This window comes from Streptomyces sp. NBC_01214, assembly GCF_026340975.1.
Taxonomy (GTDB): Bacteria; Actinomycetota; Actinomycetes; order Streptomycetales; family Streptomycetaceae; genus Streptomyces.
Genome location: NZ_JAPEOS010000003.1, coordinates 1,225,020 through 1,240,745, shown reverse-complemented (window position 1 = coordinate 1,240,745; position 15,726 = coordinate 1,225,020). Strand labels below are relative to the sequence as shown.

The window sequence follows — 15,726 nt, the reverse complement described above, 5'->3', positions numbered from 1 at the left end:
GTGGATCTGTCAGCCGTGGTGCGGGGCCGCGAGGGCGAGCTGGGCGGTGCCCAGTTCGTCGACGGCGGCCCGGGCCAGTTCCAGTGGCGTGGAGTAGGACTGGAAGTGGTTGATCCCGCTGAGGTAGGTGCCGTCGGCCCGGCGCATGACGTGCAGCGGGCGGCCGTCGATCCGGACCCCGGCGACGTCCACGGCGATGTGCCGCCCGCGGTAGGTCTCCTCCTCCGCGAGCGGCGCCGGGGTGAGGGTCTGCCGGGGACGCCGGGCGCGCAGCACGGGGGCCAGGGCCGCGGCCGTACCGGCGAGCACGGCCGCGGTGAAGGCCGTACGGAGAAGCGCGCGACGGGTCAGTGGTGCGGCGGGCGATGCTGCGGACATACGGTCTCCCTCGCTCGGTGGCCGGCGGCTACGGGTCTAACGCCGCGCGGCGGACGAGGTCACCCGTGGGTGTCGCGGAGCTGCTTGTAGAAGAGGGTCGTGGGGCGGAGCCGGCCCGCCGGGTCGGTGGCGTAGTCGGGGATGGTGCCGGCCTCCGTCCAGCCCGCACGGCGGTAGACCCGCTCGGCTCCGCTGCCGGTCTCGGTGTCCAGGAACAGCAGCACCACTCCGGCCCGGGCGGCGGCCGACTCGGCCTCGGCGAGCAGGGTACGGGCGGTGCCCCGGCCGCGGGCGGCCGGGTGGACCATGAGCTTGCGCAGCTCGGCGCGGTGGCGGCCGTTCGCCTTGGTCTCCCGGTACCAGCTCACGGTGCCGTCGATCCGGCCGTCGTCGCCGGTGCGGGAGACCCACAGCGCGAGGGAGCCCTCCTCGACGGCGGGCAGCAGGGAGTCCCACCAGGCGGCGGCGCCCTGCTGGTCGAGCCCGGCGAGGAGCCGAGGGACGATCCGCCGTCGACCACGGCCAGCAACAGGGCGGCGAGTTCGTCGCGGTGGGCGCGCAGACCGGTGGCGGAGAGGGCGGTGATGGTGGCCGTCATGGGGCGAGCATACGGATCATGCGATCCGGCCCTTCGCCGGACCCCTTGCCTCATCTATCGAGAATCGATAGATTCCCATCGTAAGTCGATGGAGGGATGGGTCATGGGAAAAATGACGGTGGGTGCGCTGCGCGCCGTTCTCGCGGTGGTGCTCGTCGGCACCACGTTGGTACAGGTGTTGATGGTGTGGGCGTTGGCCACCGACCCGGAGGACGGCACGCTCCCCCTGACCCCGATGCGCCTGATCACGATCCTGGGCATGGTGTGCGCCCAGGTCGCCCTGGTCTGCGTATGGCGGTTGGTGACGATGGTGCGGCGCGGAACCGTGTTCTCCCACGCCGCCTTCCGGTACGTGGACGGCGTGATCGGCGCGATCGTGGCGGCTGCCCTGTTGTGGTTCGCGGTCACGGCCGTCAATGCGCCGGGCCAGCGGGAGGACCCGGGCGTCACCGTCATCATGGCCGGGATCGGCGTGGCCATCCTCGGGGTCGCCCTCATCGTGCTCGTCCTGCGGATGCTGCTCACCCAGGCCGTCGCGCGCGACGTCGAAGCGGCACAGCTGCAGGCCGAGCTGGACGAGGTGATCTGATGCCGATCGCCGTCGACATCGACGTGATGCTGGCCAGGCGGAAGATGTCCGTGGGCGAGCTCGCGGACCGGGTGGGGATCACACCCGCCAACCTGGCGGTACTGAAGAACGGCCGCGCCAAGGCGGTGCGCTTCGCGACGCTGGCCGCGCTCTGCGAGGTGCTCGAATGCCAGCCGGGCGACCTGCTGCGCTGGGAGTCCGAGGACGTCGCCGACGGATGACGCGGCCCGGGGCGGACGGGACGTACGGGGTGCACGGGGACCCTTCACGCGTGTGCCGCACCGCACCGCACCCCGTGCCGCTCCGCACCGCGCCCCGTGCCCGCACCGCGCCCGTGCCCGCACCCCGCTCCGCACCGCGCCCTGCTCCGCACCGCGCCCCGCACCGGCCGTTCGGCCGCTGCCCGGCCGGCCCGGTGCCGGGCCGGCCGGGGCGACACGCCCTACGGCGCCGGGAGTTCCGCGAAGTCCGCGACCAGGCCGCGGTGGTGGCCCGCCGTACCGAGGGCCAGGGAGTCGGCCTTGGCCCGCTTGAGGTAGAGGTGGGCCGGGTGTTCCCAGGTCATGCCGATGCCGCCGTGCAGCTGTACGCACTCCTCGGCGGCGCGGACGGCCACGCCCGAGCAGTAGGCCTGGGCCACGGCGACCGTCAGCGGGGCGTCGGGGGCCGCGGCGGCCAGGGCGTCGGCCGCGGCCCTCGCCGCCGCGCGCGCGGAAGCCACGTCGAGCCAGAGCCGGGCGAGGCGGTGCTTGAGGGCCTGGAAGGAACCGACGGGGCGGTTGAACTGGTGGCGGCCCCGGACGTGGCCGACCGTCTCCGTCAGGCACCACTCGGCGAGCCCGAGCTGCTCGGAGGCGAGCAGCCCGGCCCCGGAGAGCAGGGCTCCCGCGACGGCCGCCCGGGCCGTTCCGGCATCGGCGAGGCGGGTGCCGGCCGCGGCCTCCAGGCTGACGGTGGCGAGCGGGCGGGTGAGGTCCAGCGGGACCCTCGGGGTCAGCCGGGCCGCGGCGGCCGGGACGGCGTACAGCCCGGTGTCGGCCAGGACCAGCAGGACGTCGGCGGCCACCGCGTCCGCCACGGAGGTGACCGTCCCGGTCAGGACCCCGCCGCCGAGGTCCCGGACGGTGGCCGGGAGGGGCGCGCCCGGAGCGAGCGTCAGCGGCACGGCCGGGACGCACACCGTGCTGCCGGAGGCCAGCTCCCGCAGCAGCGGGGCGGATTCCGCGGTGTCGCAGCCGAGCAGGATCTCCGTGGCGAGCACGGAGCTCGTCAGGTACGGGACGGGCGCCACGGCCCGGCCCAGCTCCTCCAGGACCACGGCCGCCTCGCGGTGGCTCGCGCCCTGTCCGCCGAGCTTCTCGGGGACGAGGAGTCCGGCCGCGCCGATCCGGGCGGCGAGGGTGTGCCAGAGCGCCGGGTCGTGCGGCCGGCCCGTCTCGGCCCGGTCGAGGACGCCCTTCGCGTCGCAGCGGTCGGTGAGGAGCGCGCGTACGGCGGAGCGCAGCTCCTCCTCGGCCTGGGAGTAGAGCAGGTCGGTCGGTGCCGCCGCGGTGGTCATCGGCTCAGGTCCTTCCAGGCGAGGTCCTTGTCGTCGCGCGGCTCGGGGGGCAGGCCGAGGACGCGTTCGGCGACGATGTTGAGGAGGATTTCGCTGGTGCCGCCCTCGATGCTGTTGCCCTTGGCGCGCAGGTAGCGGTAGCCGGCCTCGCGGCCGGTGAAGTCGACGCCGTCGGGCCGGCGCATGGTCCAGTCGTCGTACAGGAGGCCCTCCTCCGCGAGGAGTTCGACCTCCAGTGCGCTGATCTCCTGGTTGAGCCGGGCGAAGGTGAGCTTCATGCCCGATCCTTCGGGGCCGGGCTGTCCGGCGACGAGCTGCTGGCGCAGCCGTTCCCCGGTGAGGCGGGCGACCTCGGCCTCGACCCACAGTTCCAGCAGCCGCTGGTGGAGGGCGTGGGTGCGCAGCTCGGGGCGGTCGCGCCAGGCGGCGGTGACGGGGGCGATCATGCCGCCCTCGCGCGGGATGCGCATGCCGCCGATGGAGACCCGCTCGTTCATCAGGGTGGTGCGGGCGACCGCCCAGCCCTCGCCGACGGCGCCGAGGCGGTGGGAGTCGGGGATGCGGACGCCGGTGAGGAAGACCTCGTTGAACTCGGCCTCGCCGGTGATCTGGCGCAGCGGCCGGACCTCGACGCCCGGGGCGTGCATGTCGCACAGGAAGTAGGTGATGCCCTGGTGCTTGGGGAGCCCGGGGTCGGTGCGGGCGATCAGGATGGCCCAGCGAGCGGTGTGGGCGCTGGAGGTCCACACCTTCTGGCCGTCCACGATCCAGTCGCCGGAGCCCGTCTCGCGGACCGCGCGGGTGCCGAGCGCGGCGAGGTCGGATCCGGCGCCGGGCTCGCTGAAGAGCTGGCACCAGACCTCCTCGCCGACCCACAGGGGCCGCAGGAAGCGCTGCTTCTGCTCCTCGGTGCCGTACGCGAGGATCGTGGGTGCGGCCATGCCGAGGCCGATGCCGATGCGGCGCGGGTCGTTGTCGGGTGCGCCGGCGACTTCCAGTTCGGCGTCGACGACGGCCTGGAGGGAGCGGGGCGCGCCGAGTCCGCCGAGGCCTTCGGGGTAGTGGACCCAGGCGAGTCCGGCGTCGAACCGGGCCCGCAGGAATGCGGTGCGGTCCGTGTGGGCGGGCGGGTGCGCGGCGAGCAGGTCGTGGACGCGTGCGAGCAGGTGGTCGGCGGTGGTCGCGGTCATCGGGACGCACCCGGCTGCCGGGGCATGGCCAGGACGACCCGGCCGGTGGTGCTCCCGTCGGCGAGGCGCTGCACGGCGTCGGCGAGGCCGGGGAGTGCGACGAGTTCGCTGATCAGGGGCTTGATGGTGCCGTCGGCGGCGAGGCGGGTGAGTTCGGTGTGGCAGGCGAGGATCGCGGCCGGGTCCTTGGTGGCGTAGAGGCCCCAGTGGAGGCCGAGGATCGAGTAGTTCTTGACGAGGGCGTGGTTGAGGGCGGGGGCGGGGATGTCTCCGCTCGCGAAGCCGACGACTACGATCCGGCCCTCGAAGGCCACGCACTTGGTGGAGGCGGTGTACGAGTCGCCGCCGACGGGGTCGTAGACCACGTCGGCGCCGCGCCCGCCGGTGAACTCCTTCACCCGGGAGACGACGTCCTCGGTCGTGCGGTCGATCACCAGGTCGCAGCCGAGCTCCTCGGCGGTGCGCACCTTGGCCTTGCCCCCGACGACCCCGATGACGGTGGCACCGGCGGCCTTGCCGAGTTGGACGGCGGCGCTGCCGACCCCGCCGGCGGCGGCGTGCACGAGCAGGGTTTCGCCCGGCTGGAGGCGCGCCCGGCGGTGCAGACCGAACCAGCCGGTCTGGTAGCCGATGTGCAGGGCCGCGGCCTCGGCGTCGTTCAGGCTCTCGGGGGCCGGGAGCAGGGCCCGCTCGGACGCGATCACGTACTCGGCGAAGCCGCCGTGGGGCAGGCTCGCGGTGGCGATGACGCGGCGACCGTCGTCGGTGAGGCCGCAGATCTCGACGCCGGGGGTGAAGGGCAGCGGCGGGCGGATCTGGTACTGGCCGCGGACGAGCAGCGCGTCGGGGAAGTTGAGGTTCGCCGCGAGGACCTGGAGACGCACCTCGCCCTCGCCGGGTACCGGTTCGGGAATCTCTTCGAGGCGGAGTGCCTCTCGGGGTTCGCCGGGGGTATGTACTCGCCATGCCTGCATCCGGGGCCTCCAGCCGCCGTCGGGGAACCACACGCTCCGCGGGCATACTAAGCAGTCGCTTGCCTCCCTGGGAACCACCGTTCAGGGGGGAGACCCTCCGGAACGAATCAACACGCGTCATTCAGGCCACATCCGCCTCAAGATCAGGCAACATGTGGCGTGCACGTGTCATGACTCAACGGGGAACAGCACCTGTCCAGGGGGGACCACCACATGAGAAGAAGCATGTCCGCGGCCGGAGCCGCCATCGTTCTGGCGAGCCTGATCACCGCGGCCGGCCCGGCCGCGGCGGCGGACACGACCGCCTCCTGCACCCCGGGGATCGAGATCCTCCCCGGGCTGGCGGGGTCCACCGGTTCCACGGCAGTGGGCTTCGGCACCGGCGGGATCGTGGTCGGCGACAGTGCCGGCCTTCCCGTCTACTGGACCGGCGCCGAGCACACGGTCCACGCCGTCCCGCTGCCCGCCGGCTTCGACCGGGGCAGCGTCAAGGCGGTCAGCGCCAAGGGCCTGATGGTGGGCACGGCCACCCGCACCTCGGACCAGGCCGTGGTCGCCTTCACCCACCAGCGGGGCTCCACCACCTCCGAGCCGCTCACCGCGCCGGGCAAGGAGGGCCGATTCGCCGATGTCGACGTCAACGAGTCGGGGCGGGTCGTCTTCGCCGACGGGGGCGTCGCCAAGGAGTGGGTGAACGGGAAGGTGGTGCGCGAACTGCCGGTCCCGGCCGACGCGATCGCCGGCAGCGAGGTCACCTCGCTGAACGGCATCAACAAGCGCGGTGACATCGTCGGCACGGTCTCCGGCTCCTACTTCGACGCCGAGAACGACATCATGGTCACCAAGACCTTCCCGGTGGTCTGGCCGGCCGGCGGCGGCTACCCGCCCTACAGCCTCCAGGTGTGGAACGGCTACCACTCCTCGTTCGTGACGGTCGGCCGGGACATCGACGACCGCGGCCGGGTGGTGGGCCTGGAGGACTACTACTACCGCAACGACCCGAAGCTGACCCCGGCCGTCTGGAAGAAGCCGTACGACGCCCTGCCCACCGACCCGGGCCGGGCCAAGGGCTACCACGACCTGGAGCTCTCCGGCAGCAGCCCGACCACGAACGTGGCCGTCGGCACGGCCACCAACTTCGAGGAGAGCTGGCCCAGCTCCTTCCAGGCCGTCTACTGGCCCGGCAAGGGGGAGCCGCTGGTACTGCCCTTCCCCGCCGGGACCCCGGGCGTGCCGCTGAGCCGGGCCTTCGCGGCCACCGACGACGACCGCGTCGCCGGCGTGATCACCGACCGGGAGACGCGGGACAGCAAGGCCGTGGTCTGGACCTGCGCGAGCAAGCAGGCGTACGCCCCGAAGGGCTGACCGCCGGGGGTCCCGGACCCCTGGTCCCGAGCCGGTCCCGAGCCGGTCCTGTCCGGGGGATGGTCATCTCGGCGCCCGCGCGCTATCGATGCCCCATGACGGACGAGAACCGGCGCGGGCTGCCCGCGCCACCCGCGCTCGGCGCCGCCGCCCTGCCCTCCGCGACCTTCGAGGGCCAGGTGGTCCTCGTGACCGGCGGCGGCACCGGGCTGGGCAAGGCCATCGCCGCCGAGTTCGCCCGGCTCGGCGCCGATCTGGTGATCGCGAGCCGGCGCGCCGAGCAGCTCAAGGCGGCGCGCGAGGAGTTGGCGGCCGTTCCCGGCGCGGGCCGGGTGACGGCCGCCGTCTGCGACATCAGGGACCCGGAGCGGGTCGCCGAGGTCTTCGACGCCGCGCAGGCGGCCTTCGGCCTGCCGGACGTGTTGGTCAACAACGCCGCCGCGAACTTCCCCTCCCCCGCGGAGGACCTCTCGCCGAACGCCTGGCGGGCGGTCGTCGACATCACGCTGACGGGCACTTGGCTGATGACCCGCGAGTTCGGCCGCCGCCACCTCGCCGCGGGCACCGGCGGCTCGATCGTGAACATCGGCGCCTCGTACGCCTGGACGGGCGGGCCGGGCTTCGCCCACAGCGCCGCGGCCAAGGCCGGGGTGAAGAGCTTGGTGGAGACGCTCGCCGTCGAGTGGGGCCCGTACGGCATCCAGATCAACGGGCTCGTCCCCGGGCTCGTCCCGCACGCCGACATGACCGAGGACATCCGGGGCGGCCTGGAGCGCGCCGCGCCGGGCTCGAGGGACGCCCGGCAGCCGGCCCTGCGGGTCGGCGCCCCGCGCGAACTGGGCTGGGCGGCCACCTTCCTGGCCTCGCCGTACGCCCGGTTCATCACCGGGCACACGCTGGTGGTGGACGGCGCGAACTGGCAGCGCCGGTCGGTGGTCAGCCCCGAGGTGGTCCCGGTCCGCACGCAGTTGGGCCGCGGCCCCTTCACCCCCTCCCCCTGAACACCGGTTGTCAGTGGGCGGTGCGAGGATCGGACCATGTCGCTCGCAGATCTGACCCTTGACCGCTGGCGTTCGCTCGACCCGGCCGCCGCCGGACGCCTCGCCCACGAGGCCGCCGCGCAGGTGGGCGGCCGGGTGGTGCTGCTCGACGCCGTCGGACACCTGGGCGGGACGCTGCACCGCGTGCGCATCGAGCGCGAGGGACGGGAGTTCGCCCTCGTACCCGGCGGGACGGTGCGGCTGGGGTTCGACCTGGACGCCTGGGAGCCGACGCCCGCGCAGGCCGCCGACTACGCGGCGAGCGTGGAGGAGGGGTACGGGTACGGGCACGAGGACCTCACGTCCTATCTCGCCGACGTCCTCAGCCCGCCGCGCACCGCGACGCTGGCCACCGTGTTCATGGCCGTGGAGGACGAGGCCCTGACCGAGTCGGCGGCCGACATGCCGGCCGCGCTCGCGGCGCACGGGCTGCGGATGCCCGGCGCCGACGAGTGGGAGCACGCCTGCGGAGCCGGGGCGGACACCCTGTTCCGATGGGGGAACGCGTGCCCCCTGGACGAGCCGTCGTACGGGAACGGCCGCGTGCGCCACGAGCCGAACGCCTTCGGACTGCACATCGCCTACGACAGCTACGGCACGGAGCTGAGCGCGGACCCGACCGCGGTGCACGGCGGTGACGGCGGCGAGGCCGTCTGCGGCGGGTACGGCGATCTGCTCGGCTGGCTGCCGCTGGCCACCGCCAACCGCAATCCGTACGCGGCCGAGTTCACGTACGGCCCGGACGGCGAGGGCATGTACGAGGAGTTCTCGACCCGGCCGGTGCTCAGCCTCCACTGAAGCGCGGGGGCCGGCGGGCCGCCTTGGCGGTGTAACCCTCCCGGCAGTCCTCCGAGGTGAGGGTGAGGGCCGCGGTCATCGCCGCCCGGTCGAGGGCCGCGGGGAGGGCGGCATCGGCGTAGCCGTCGATCGCGCGCTTGATGCCCTGGACGGCGAGCGGCGCGTTGGCGGCGATCTCCCGCGCCACGGCGCGGGAGGCGGCCTCCAGCTCCTCGCCGGGGACGACCAGCTGGACGAGATGGAGCCGCTGCGCCGTCGCGGCGTCGACCCGCCGGCCCGTCAGGGCCAGGTACTTGGCCCAGCCCGCCCCCGCCTCGCGGGCGATGCGCAGGTCGCCGCCCGCGTCCACCGCCACGCCCAGCCCGGCTTCCGGGAGCGCGAAGACGGCGTCCTCGGCCGCCACCCGGACATCGGCCATCAGCGCCAGCTCGAAGCCGAAGCCGAGGCAGTAGCCCTGGACGGCGGCCACCACCGGCTGCGGGAGGCGGGCGAGGACGGCGAACCGCTCGTGCACCCAGCGGATGCCCTCGTAGTAGTTGCGGGTGCGCTCGGCCGGGGAGGAGCCCGTGATGCCGCCGCCCGGGGCGGTCACGTCGATGCCCGCGCAGAAGGCCCGGCCCTCGGCCCGCAGCAGCACCGCCCGTACGGACGCGTCGAAGCGGATCCGGTCGGCGAGCAGGCCGAGCTGGCGGGTGGACTCCCAGCTCCAGCCGTTGAGCTTGTCCGGGCGGCACAGGGTGAGGACGGCGAGGCCGTCCGCGACCTCCAGCCTGATCCGCTCCTCGCCCTCCGCGATCTCCGTGGAGATGGTGTCGATCACCGTGTCCCGCACCCCCGGCCCCGATGGCTGACGACCCGCCGAACTGGCGGATCGTCAGACTAGGGGCGGCCGGTCAGCGGGGGAAGACCTCGAACGCCACGGCCGGACGCCCGCCGAACCGGGCCGCGGCCTGCTGGGCGTTCCCGGTGAGGAAGGTGCGCACGTACTCCTCGGGGTCCTGGTCGGTGAGCACCTCGATGTACGCCTTGTGCTCCAGCAGGGACTTGATCGAACGCTCCAGCCCGGGGCCGGCGTCGACCGCGTGCGTCGGGGTGGCGGAGCCGGCCACCGCGACCCAGCGCACGCCGTTCCACGGCTCCAGGCCCTGCTCGATCAGCTCGGGGAAGATCCAGCGGTTCCCGGCGTCACCGGCCGCGTCCAGCACGGCCCGCCCGACGGCCTTGTGGTCGGGGGTGTTCCAGTAGCCGCCGCCCTGTGCGCCGCCCCACGTGTCGCGGTGGTTGAGGGTGACGATCAGCTCGGGCCGGTGCCGCCGGATGGCGGCGGCGATGTCCCGGCGCAGGTCGAGGCCGTACTCGACGACGCCGTCGTGGTAGTCCAGGAACTCCACCTCGGACACGCCGACGACCGCGGCGCTCGCCCGCTGCTCCGCCTCGCGCAGGGGACCGCAGTCGGCGGGGGCGATGCTGTCGATGCCCGCCTCGCCGCGCGTGGCCAGGAGGTAGACGAACTCCCGGCCCCCGTCCGTCCAATGCGCGATGGCCGCGGCGCACCCGTACTCCAGGTCGTCGGGGTGCGCGACGACTGCGAGGGCGCGCGTCCAGTCGGTGGGCATGGGCTGCAATGCGGGCTGCTGGTCAGGTTGTTCGGTCATGTCTCGCACAATAGGCGAATGGACCGACACGGGCGGGTGGTGGCGCTGCTCGACGCCACGGGGATCTTCTTCGAGCCGGCGCGTACCGCCTTCCCCGGGGCCGGCGAGGCCGCGTGGGAGCGGGCCGGGCGGTTGGATCCGGGCGCGACCGGGCCGGACGGGACCTGGGCGCTCGATTTCCGGTGCTTCGCGATCGCCCGGCCCGGCGGCCGCTGGGTGCTGGTGGACGCCGGGGTCGGGCCGGCGCAGTCCCCCGCCGCCGCCTGGGCGCCGGTACCGGGGCGGCTGCCGGACGCCCTCGCGGCGGCCGGCATCGCTCCGGCCGATGTGGAGGCGGTGGTCCTGACCCACCTTCACGAGGACCACGCGGGCTGGTCGTCGGGGGCCGACGGGCAGCCGTTCTTCCCGGCGGCCCGGTACGTGGTGCAGCGCGCGGAGGTGGCCGGGCTGGACCGGGCGGACCCGGTGTGGGACTGGACGGTGGCGCCGTTGCGGGCGAGCGGGCAGCTGCACGAGGTGGACGGGACCCACCGGCTGGCCCCCGGCATCACCTTGCTGCCGACGCCCGGGCACACCCCGGGGCACCAGTCGGTACTGGTGGACCAGGGGGGCGCCGGGGCCCGGGACGTGGTGGTCACCGGGGACGTACTGGTGCACGCGGTGCAGCTGGGCGACCCAGCGGTCCCGTACTCCCACGAGCGCGACCGGGAGACCGCCCGGGCCTCCCGGGAGGACCTGCTGGCGCGGGCCAGGCGGCGCGGCGCCCTGCTGGCCACCGCGCACCTGACCCGCGCGTTCGTGGAACCCGGCTGACTCGGGCCTCGGCCGGCTCAGGCCTCGTCGCGGACCAGGGACAGCAGGCGGTCCAGGACGCGGGGGCCGCTGGCACGGACGCCGTCGTGCTCGAACTCGTCCGTCACCCAGGTCCGCAGGCCCCGGACGGAGCGGGCCGTCTCCAGCGAGTGCGCGGTGTCCACGTACATGTCGTCGTGGTAGACGGCGGCGGCCACCGGCACCTCGTTGGCGGCGAGGCGGGCCGGGTCGTAGAGCGGCTGCCAGCCGGTGCGGGCGGCCAGCAGGTCCGCGGTCTCGCGCAGCGGGGCGAGGAACGGGTCGGTGGTGAAGTGCCAGGGGTGGATGGTCTCGCCGGTGAAGAGCAGCGGCTCGTCGCCCACCAGCGTCTTGTCGGCGTCGAAGCGGGGGTGACCGGCGCGGACCCGTTCGGCCGCCCAGGCGGTGGGCGCGGCGGGGTCCTGGGCGTAGATGGCCTCGTGGACCAGCGCGTAGAGGGGGTGCCCGGCGAAGGAGAGCTGGGCGCGGACGCCCTCCAGGAAGGCGTCGGACAGGGCGGGTCCCGCGGGTGTCGCTACGAAGGCGTCCTCGAGCAGGTAGTGGAGGTGGTGGCTGCCGTCGCCCCCGCCGAGGAGGATGCCGAGGGACTGGAAGCCCTCGACGGTGAGGCGGTGGCCGCCGGGGAGTTCGGTCGGGTGCTCCGCGAGGTGGGCGGCGATCCGGCGGGCGCGCTCGACGTCCATCGGGTACCGGGCGTAGTGGGCATGGTTCTTGCGCTCGATGCGGGGGTACGCGGCCTCGTACACCTCGTCGGCGGTGGCGGTCAGGGAGGGGAGGCCGCCCGTGATCAGGGCTGCGGTGAGGCCTTCGGGCGCGGTGGAGAGGTAGTGGGTCGTGCAGAAGCCGCCGAAGCTCTGGCCGAGCACGGTCCAGGGAGCACCGCCGGTCAGGCCGGGGCGGATGGCCTCGGCGTCGCGCACGATGGAGTCGGCGCGGAAGTGGGCGAGGTACTCCGCCTGCTGCGCGGGGGTGCCGCGCAGCGGCAGGGTCTGCCGGTTCACCGGGGTGGAGCGGCCGGTCCCGCGCTGGTCGAGGAGCAGCACCCGGTACTCGGTCAGCGCGCGCTGCAGCCAGGCCTGGCGGCCGATGAAGCGGCGGGCGCCGAAGCCGGGACCGCCCTCCAGGTAGAGCAGCCACGGCAGCGTCCCGGGGTCCTTGCCGGCGGCCACGACCTCCCGGGCGTACAGCTCGATCCGCTCCCCGTCCGGGCGCGCGTGGTCCAGGGGGACGGAGAACCGGTGGTCGGTGAGGACCGTGCCGGGCTGGCGGTAGCTGTGTGCGGTGGTCACGGACGCCCCCAGGGGTACGAGGAGATGAAGGACCGCGCCCCGGCCGGGTGGCGGCGGGGGCGCGGGGGTGTGGCGGTGCGAGTCTAGGCAGGACCGGACCTGGCCGGGCGGCCCGGCCGGGCGTGACGGGGCGGCCGGGGGGTCAGAACTCGACGACCGAGCGGAGGACCTCGCCGCGTTCCATCCGGGCGAAGGCGTCCTCGATGCCGTCGAGCGGGATGGTCTCGGAGACGAAGGCGTCCAGGTCGAGCCGGCCCTGCAGGTAGAGGTCGATGAGCAGCGGGAAGTCGCGCTCGGGCAGGCAGTCCCCGTACCAGGAGGACTTCAGGGCGCCGCCGCGGCCGAAGACGTCCAGGAGCGGGAGTTCGAGCTTCATCTCCGGGGTCGGTACGCCCACCAGGACCACCGTCCCGGCCAGGTCGCGCGCGTAGAAGGCCTGCTGGTAGGTCTCGGGGCGGCCGACGGCGTCGATGACCACGTCCGCGCCGTTGCCGCCGGTCAGGGCCTGGACGGCCTTGACCACGTCCTCCGTGCGCCCGTTGACGGTGTGGGTGGCGCCCAGGCCCCGGGCCCACTCCAGCTTCCGGTCGTCGAGGTCCACCGCGATGATCCGCGAGGCGCCGGCGAGGCGGGCTCCGGCGACGGCCGCGTTGCCCACTCCGCCGCAGCCGATGACGGCGACGGAGTCGCCCCGCCCGACGTTGCCGGTGTTCAGGGCGGCGCCGAGGCCGGCCATCACCCCGCAGCCGAGGAGTCCGGCGGCGGCCGGGGCGGCGGCCGGGTCCACCTTGGTGCACTGGCCGGCCGCGACCAGGGTCTTCTCGGCGAAGGCGCCGATGCCGAGGGCCGGGGAGAGCGGGGTGCCGTCCTCCAGGGTCATGGGCTGGGTGGCGTTGTGCGTGGCGAAGCAGTACCAGGGGCGTCCGCGCTTGCAGGCCCGACAGGTGCCGCACACCGCACGCCAGTTGAGGACCACGAAGTCGCCGGGGGCCACGGAGGTGACGTCCGGGCCGACCGACTCCACGATTCCGGCGGCCTCGTGGCCGAGCAGGAAGGGGAATTCGTCGTTGATGCCGCCCTGGCGGTAGTGCAGGTCGGTGTGGCAGACCCCGCAGGCCTGCACCCGGACGAGGGCCTCGCCGGGTCCCGGGTCGGGCACGAGGATCGTCGTCGTCTCCACCGGTGCGCCCTTGCTCCGGGCGATGACCCCTCGTACGCGATGTGTCACGTCGTACCCCGCTCTGATCGTATCCGTCTGGATCACCGAACGTACACGGACGGCACGCGGTACGGGAGTTGTGTCACGTTCCGGCGCGCGACCCGGCCAGATCCGGTGGTACGGCGGCCCGAAGGGCCGTGCCGAAGGCCGCCACGGCCGGGTGCGCCCCGGCTCCGCTCCGGAAGGCGAGGTTGGTGCGGCGCTCCATGAGCAGGCGGGTGAGGCGTACGGCCGGATCGGTCGGGCCCGTGACCCCGAGCTGCGGTACGACGGCCACCCCCTGGCCCGCCGCGACGAGGGCGAGCACGGTGGCGAACTCGTCGACCTGGTGGCGGACCCGCGGGGTGAAGCCGGCGGCCTGGCAGGCCCGGACGGTCATGGCGTGGCAGAGGGTGCCGGGGGTGGCGGTGATCCAGGGCGCCCGGGCGTGCGTGCGCAGGACCGTGCCCTGGTCGGGTCCGTCGGACCCGGCGGGTCCGCGGGGCGGGGCGGGGGCCCCGGCAGCGGGCTCGGCCAGGTACATCGCCTCGACGTAGAGCGGTTCGGTGGCCAGTCCCGGTTCGGGCTCGGCGGGTACGAAGTCGTACGCGTGCACCAGGGCCACGTCCAGGTCCCCGGCCCGCAGGGCGTGTGCCACGGCCGCCGGGTCCGTCTCCGAGACCATCGGCTCCAGCCCCGGGTGGCGCCGGGCGAGGGCGGTCAGCGCAGCCGGGACGATGGCGCGGGTGGCGGTGGGGAAGGCGCCGATCCGCAGGGCTCCGGCCAGGCCCCCGCGCGCTTCGGCGAGGTCGGCGTCGGCCCGTTCCAGCCGTTCGAGGACCGCCTCGGCGTGGCCGACCAGGTTCTGGCCGGCCGGGGTGAGGCGGACCCCGCGGCCGGTGCGCTCCAGCAGGGGCAGGCCGGCCTCCCGTTCGAGGACGCTGAGCTGCTGGGAGACGGCCGAAGGGCTGAAGCTGAGGGCCTCGGCGACGGCGGCGATGGTGCCGCGGCGGGCGAGTTCGCGCAGCAGGCGCAGGCGTCGTACATCGAGCATCGGCTCAGCTTACGGGTTGGGTAAGAAAAGCGAACTGGATTTGATGCTTCTGACCGGCAAGGCTCTGGGGCATGGCACTGGACATCGCAGAGGACCTCCCGTTGCACGGGATCCACGTACCGCTGATCACTCCTTTCACCCGCACCGGGGACGTCGCGGCCGAGGCGCTGGAGGCGCTCGCCCACGAGGTGCTCGACGCCGGCGCCCGCGGCATCGTCGCGCTCGGCACCACCGCGGAGGCGGCCGGCCTCGACGAGGCGGAGCGCGACCTCGTCACCGGGGTGTGCGCCCGGGTCTGCGGGGAGCGGGGCGCACCGCTGGCCGTCGGTGCGGGGGCCGGCGGCACCCGGGCCGCCGAGGCCTCGCTGGCCCGGCTGGCCCGGTGGCCCGAGGTGCGGGCGGCGCTGGTGACGGTGCCGCCGTTCGTCCGCCCCTCGGCCGCCGGGGTGCTGGCGCACTTCGCGCGGCTGGCCGAGGTGAGCCCGGTACCGCTGATCGTCTATCACATCCCGTACCGGACCGGGCAGCCCCTGGACGCGGCCGCGCTGCGGGCGCTCGGGGCGCTGCCGGGGGTCGCCGGCGTGAAGTACGCGGGCGGCGGCATCGGCGAGGACGCCGTGGCGCTGCTCGGTGACCTGCCTGCCGGGTTCGAGGTGCTGGCCGGTGACGACGCGTACCTGTCCCCGCTGCTGGCACTGGGTGCGGTGGGCGGGATCCTGGCCTCGGCGCATCTGGCGACGGACCGGTTCGCGGAGCTCGACGCGGCCTGGCGGGCGGGCGACGTGGCCCGGGCGCGACCGCTGGGGCACGCGCTGGCCCGGATGTCGACGGCCACCTTCGCCGAGCCCAATCCGGTGGTGCTCAAGGGCGTCCTGCACGCCCAGGGGCGGATCCCGACCCCGGACGTCCGACTGCCCCTGCTGCCGGCCTCCCGGGAGGCGGTGACGGCGGTGACGGCCGCCCTGGAGCGGCTGGCGTGACCCCGGGCGCACACCGGCCGGGAATGTGCCCGAAAGAGTCCCAGATGGGCGATTCGACACCTAAGGGCAAGTCACCCGAATCAGGCGCTTAGAGGGTGGACTTGACCGTATTGGCCATCCGGCCGACAACCCGTGATGTGAGCCACACCGGACATCTCAACATCATTTCCGGCAAACAGCCGATTCCCTTTTCCCGGAAAGGGAATCG

The 15,726-nt window shown here is 74.2% G+C and carries 18 protein-coding genes; 7 read left to right on the top strand and 11 right to left on the bottom strand.

The window, feature by feature from the left end:
- Positions 1-9: 9 nt before the first annotated feature.
- The 3 genes from OG594_RS41965 to OG594_RS47235 are packed head-to-tail and all read right to left on the bottom strand — an operon-like array spanning position 10 to position 976.
- Positions 10-378 (bottom strand): tyrosinase family oxidase copper chaperone, encoded by a 369-nt coding sequence (locus OG594_RS41965; protein ID WP_266607643.1) that lies wholly within the window; start codon positions 376-378, stop codon positions 10-12.
- Between the two features lie 59 nt (positions 379-437).
- Positions 438-746 carry a GNAT family N-acetyltransferase gene (locus OG594_RS47240; RefSeq protein ID WP_323185443.1) on the bottom strand — a complete coding sequence of 103 codons (309 nt, stop codon included), beginning with the start codon at positions 744-746 and terminating at the stop codon, positions 438-440.
- Positions 743-976, bottom strand: a complete 234-nt coding sequence (locus OG594_RS47235; protein WP_323185442.1) for a hypothetical protein — start codon at positions 974-976, stop codon at positions 743-745. The genes OG594_RS47240 and OG594_RS47235 overlap by 4 nt, the downstream gene beginning before the upstream one ends.
- Positions 977-1,079: 103 nt before the next feature.
- On the opposite strand from OG594_RS47235, the gene OG594_RS41955 reads away from it, so the two are divergent.
- Together OG594_RS41955 and OG594_RS41950 are read left to right on the top strand one after the other, a co-directional pair.
- Positions 1,080-1,565 carry a DUF2975 domain-containing protein gene (locus tag OG594_RS41955; protein WP_266607642.1) on the top strand — a complete coding sequence of 162 codons (486 nt, stop codon included), beginning with the start codon at positions 1,080-1,082 and terminating at the stop codon, positions 1,563-1,565.
- Complete coding sequence (locus tag OG594_RS41950; RefSeq protein ID WP_266607641.1) at positions 1,565-1,786, top strand: helix-turn-helix transcriptional regulator; 222 nt, start codon at positions 1,565-1,567, stop codon at positions 1,784-1,786. The genes OG594_RS41955 and OG594_RS41950 overlap by 1 nt, the downstream gene beginning before the upstream one ends.
- Positions 1,787-2,007: 221 nt before the next feature.
- Here OG594_RS41950 and OG594_RS41945 read toward each other — a convergent pair whose 3' ends face one another.
- From OG594_RS41945 to OG594_RS41935, 3 genes are read right to left on the bottom strand one after another with little or no spacing between them, the layout of a single operon-like run.
- Complete coding sequence (locus tag OG594_RS41945; protein WP_266607640.1) at positions 2,008-3,123, bottom strand: acyl-CoA dehydrogenase family protein; 1,116 nt, start codon at positions 3,121-3,123, stop codon at positions 2,008-2,010.
- Entirely contained in the window at positions 3,120-4,313 is a 1,194-nt protein-coding gene (locus tag OG594_RS41940; protein ID WP_266607639.1) for an acyl-CoA dehydrogenase family protein, read from the bottom strand. Before OG594_RS41940 ends, OG594_RS41945 begins: the two co-directional genes overlap by 4 nt.
- Positions 4,310-5,287 (bottom strand): NADPH:quinone oxidoreductase family protein, encoded by a 978-nt coding sequence (locus tag OG594_RS41935; RefSeq protein WP_266607638.1) that lies wholly within the window; start codon positions 5,285-5,287, stop codon positions 4,310-4,312. Before OG594_RS41935 ends, OG594_RS41940 begins: the two co-directional genes overlap by 4 nt.
- Before the next feature lie 213 nt (positions 5,288-5,500).
- On the opposite strand from OG594_RS41935, the gene OG594_RS41930 reads away from it, so the two are divergent.
- The 3 genes from OG594_RS41930 to OG594_RS41920 all read left to right on the top strand — a co-directional run bounded on the left by OG594_RS41930 (position 5,501) and on the right by OG594_RS41920 (position 8,490).
- A complete protein-coding gene (locus OG594_RS41930; protein ID WP_266607637.1) occupies positions 5,501-6,652 on the top strand; it encodes a hypothetical protein in 1,152 nt (383 codons plus the stop codon).
- A gap of 95 nt (positions 6,653-6,747) precedes the next feature.
- Positions 6,748-7,653 (top strand): SDR family oxidoreductase, encoded by a 906-nt coding sequence (locus OG594_RS41925; protein WP_266607636.1) that lies wholly within the window; start codon positions 6,748-6,750, stop codon positions 7,651-7,653.
- Between the two features lie 36 nt (positions 7,654-7,689).
- The gene (locus OG594_RS41920) at positions 7,690-8,490 is read left to right on the top strand and encodes a hypothetical protein (protein ID WP_266607635.1); all 801 of its coding nucleotides are present in this window, start codon (positions 7,690-7,692) and stop codon (positions 8,488-8,490) included.
- On the opposite strand, the gene OG594_RS41915 is transcribed toward OG594_RS41920, so the two are convergent.
- A complete protein-coding gene (locus OG594_RS41915; RefSeq protein ID WP_266607634.1) occupies positions 8,477-9,310 on the bottom strand; it encodes an enoyl-CoA hydratase/isomerase family protein in 834 nt (277 codons plus the stop codon). The genes OG594_RS41920 and OG594_RS41915 overlap by 14 nt on opposite strands.
- 73 nt (positions 9,311-9,383) lie before the next feature.
- On the bottom strand, positions 9,384-10,145 hold the full coding sequence (locus OG594_RS41910; protein WP_266607633.1) for a PIG-L deacetylase family protein: 762 nt from the start codon (positions 10,143-10,145) through the stop codon (positions 9,384-9,386).
- Positions 10,146-10,163: 18 nt separating this feature from the next.
- On the opposite strand from OG594_RS41910, the gene OG594_RS41905 reads away from it, so the two are divergent.
- Complete coding sequence (locus tag OG594_RS41905) at positions 10,164-10,958, top strand: MBL fold metallo-hydrolase (RefSeq protein ID WP_266607632.1); 795 nt, start codon at positions 10,164-10,166, stop codon at positions 10,956-10,958.
- A gap of 17 nt (positions 10,959-10,975) precedes the next feature.
- Here the strand turns inward: OG594_RS41905 and OG594_RS41900 are convergent, their stop codons facing one another.
- From OG594_RS41900 to OG594_RS41890, 3 genes are all read right to left on the bottom strand, one after another.
- Positions 10,976-12,286 carry an alpha/beta fold hydrolase gene (locus OG594_RS41900; protein WP_266607631.1) on the bottom strand — a complete coding sequence of 437 codons (1,311 nt, stop codon included), beginning with the start codon at positions 12,284-12,286 and terminating at the stop codon, positions 10,976-10,978.
- A gap of 142 nt (positions 12,287-12,428) precedes the next feature.
- On the bottom strand, positions 12,429-13,514 hold the full coding sequence (locus tag OG594_RS41895; RefSeq protein WP_266607630.1) for an S-(hydroxymethyl)mycothiol dehydrogenase: 1,086 nt from the start codon (positions 13,512-13,514) through the stop codon (positions 12,429-12,431).
- Positions 13,515-13,587: 73 nt separating this feature from the next.
- The gene (locus OG594_RS41890; RefSeq protein WP_266607629.1) at positions 13,588-14,538 is read right to left on the bottom strand and encodes a LysR family transcriptional regulator; all 951 of its coding nucleotides are present in this window, start codon (positions 14,536-14,538) and stop codon (positions 13,588-13,590) included.
- A 71-nt stretch (positions 14,539-14,609) separates the two neighbouring features.
- Here OG594_RS41890 and OG594_RS41885 point away from each other — a divergent pair, with 71 nt between their 5' ends.
- Positions 14,610-15,518 (top strand): dihydrodipicolinate synthase family protein, encoded by a 909-nt coding sequence (locus tag OG594_RS41885; RefSeq protein WP_266607628.1) that lies wholly within the window; start codon positions 14,610-14,612, stop codon positions 15,516-15,518.
- The last annotated feature ends 208 nt before the right edge of the window (positions 15,519-15,726 follow it).

Bases quoted from the DNA above. Each gene is read 5' to 3' on its own strand.
- OG594_RS41955 (WP_266607642.1), top strand. From the start codon at position 1,080: ATGGGAAAAATGACGGTGGGTGCGCTGCGCGCCGTTCTCGCGGTGGTG.
- OG594_RS41925 (WP_266607636.1), top strand. From the start codon at position 6,748: ATGACGGACGAGAACCGGCGCGGGCTGCCCGCGCCACCCGCGCTCGGC.
- OG594_RS41920 (WP_266607635.1), top strand. From the start codon at position 7,690: ATGTCGCTCGCAGATCTGACCCTTGACCGCTGGCGTTCGCTCGACCCG.
- OG594_RS41905 (WP_266607632.1), top strand. From the start codon at position 10,164: ATGGACCGACACGGGCGGGTGGTGGCGCTGCTCGACGCCACGGGGATC.
- OG594_RS47235 (WP_323185442.1), bottom strand. From the start codon at position 976: ATGACGGCCACCATCACCGCCCTCTCCGCCACCGGTCTGCGCGCCCAC.
- OG594_RS41950 (WP_266607641.1), top strand. From the start codon at position 1,565: ATGCCGATCGCCGTCGACATCGACGTGATGCTGGCCAGGCGGAAGATG.
- OG594_RS41965 (WP_266607643.1), bottom strand. From the start codon at position 378: ATGTCCGCAGCATCGCCCGCCGCACCACTGACCCGTCGCGCGCTTCTC.
- OG594_RS41940 (WP_266607639.1), bottom strand. From the start codon at position 4,313: ATGACCGCGACCACCGCCGACCACCTGCTCGCACGCGTCCACGACCTG.
- OG594_RS41910 (WP_266607633.1), bottom strand. From the start codon at position 10,145: ATGACCGAACAACCTGACCAGCAGCCCGCATTGCAGCCCATGCCCACC.
- OG594_RS41935 (WP_266607638.1), bottom strand. From the start codon at position 5,287: ATGCAGGCATGGCGAGTACATACCCCCGGCGAACCCCGAGAGGCACTC.
- OG594_RS41930 (WP_266607637.1), top strand. From the start codon at position 5,501: ATGAGAAGAAGCATGTCCGCGGCCGGAGCCGCCATCGTTCTGGCGAGC.
- OG594_RS41890 (WP_266607629.1), bottom strand. From the start codon at position 14,538: ATGCTCGATGTACGACGCCTGCGCCTGCTGCGCGAACTCGCCCGCCGC.
- OG594_RS41945 (WP_266607640.1), bottom strand. From the start codon at position 3,123: ATGACCACCGCGGCGGCACCGACCGACCTGCTCTACTCCCAGGCCGAG.
- OG594_RS41885 (WP_266607628.1), top strand. From the start codon at position 14,610: ATGGCACTGGACATCGCAGAGGACCTCCCGTTGCACGGGATCCACGTA.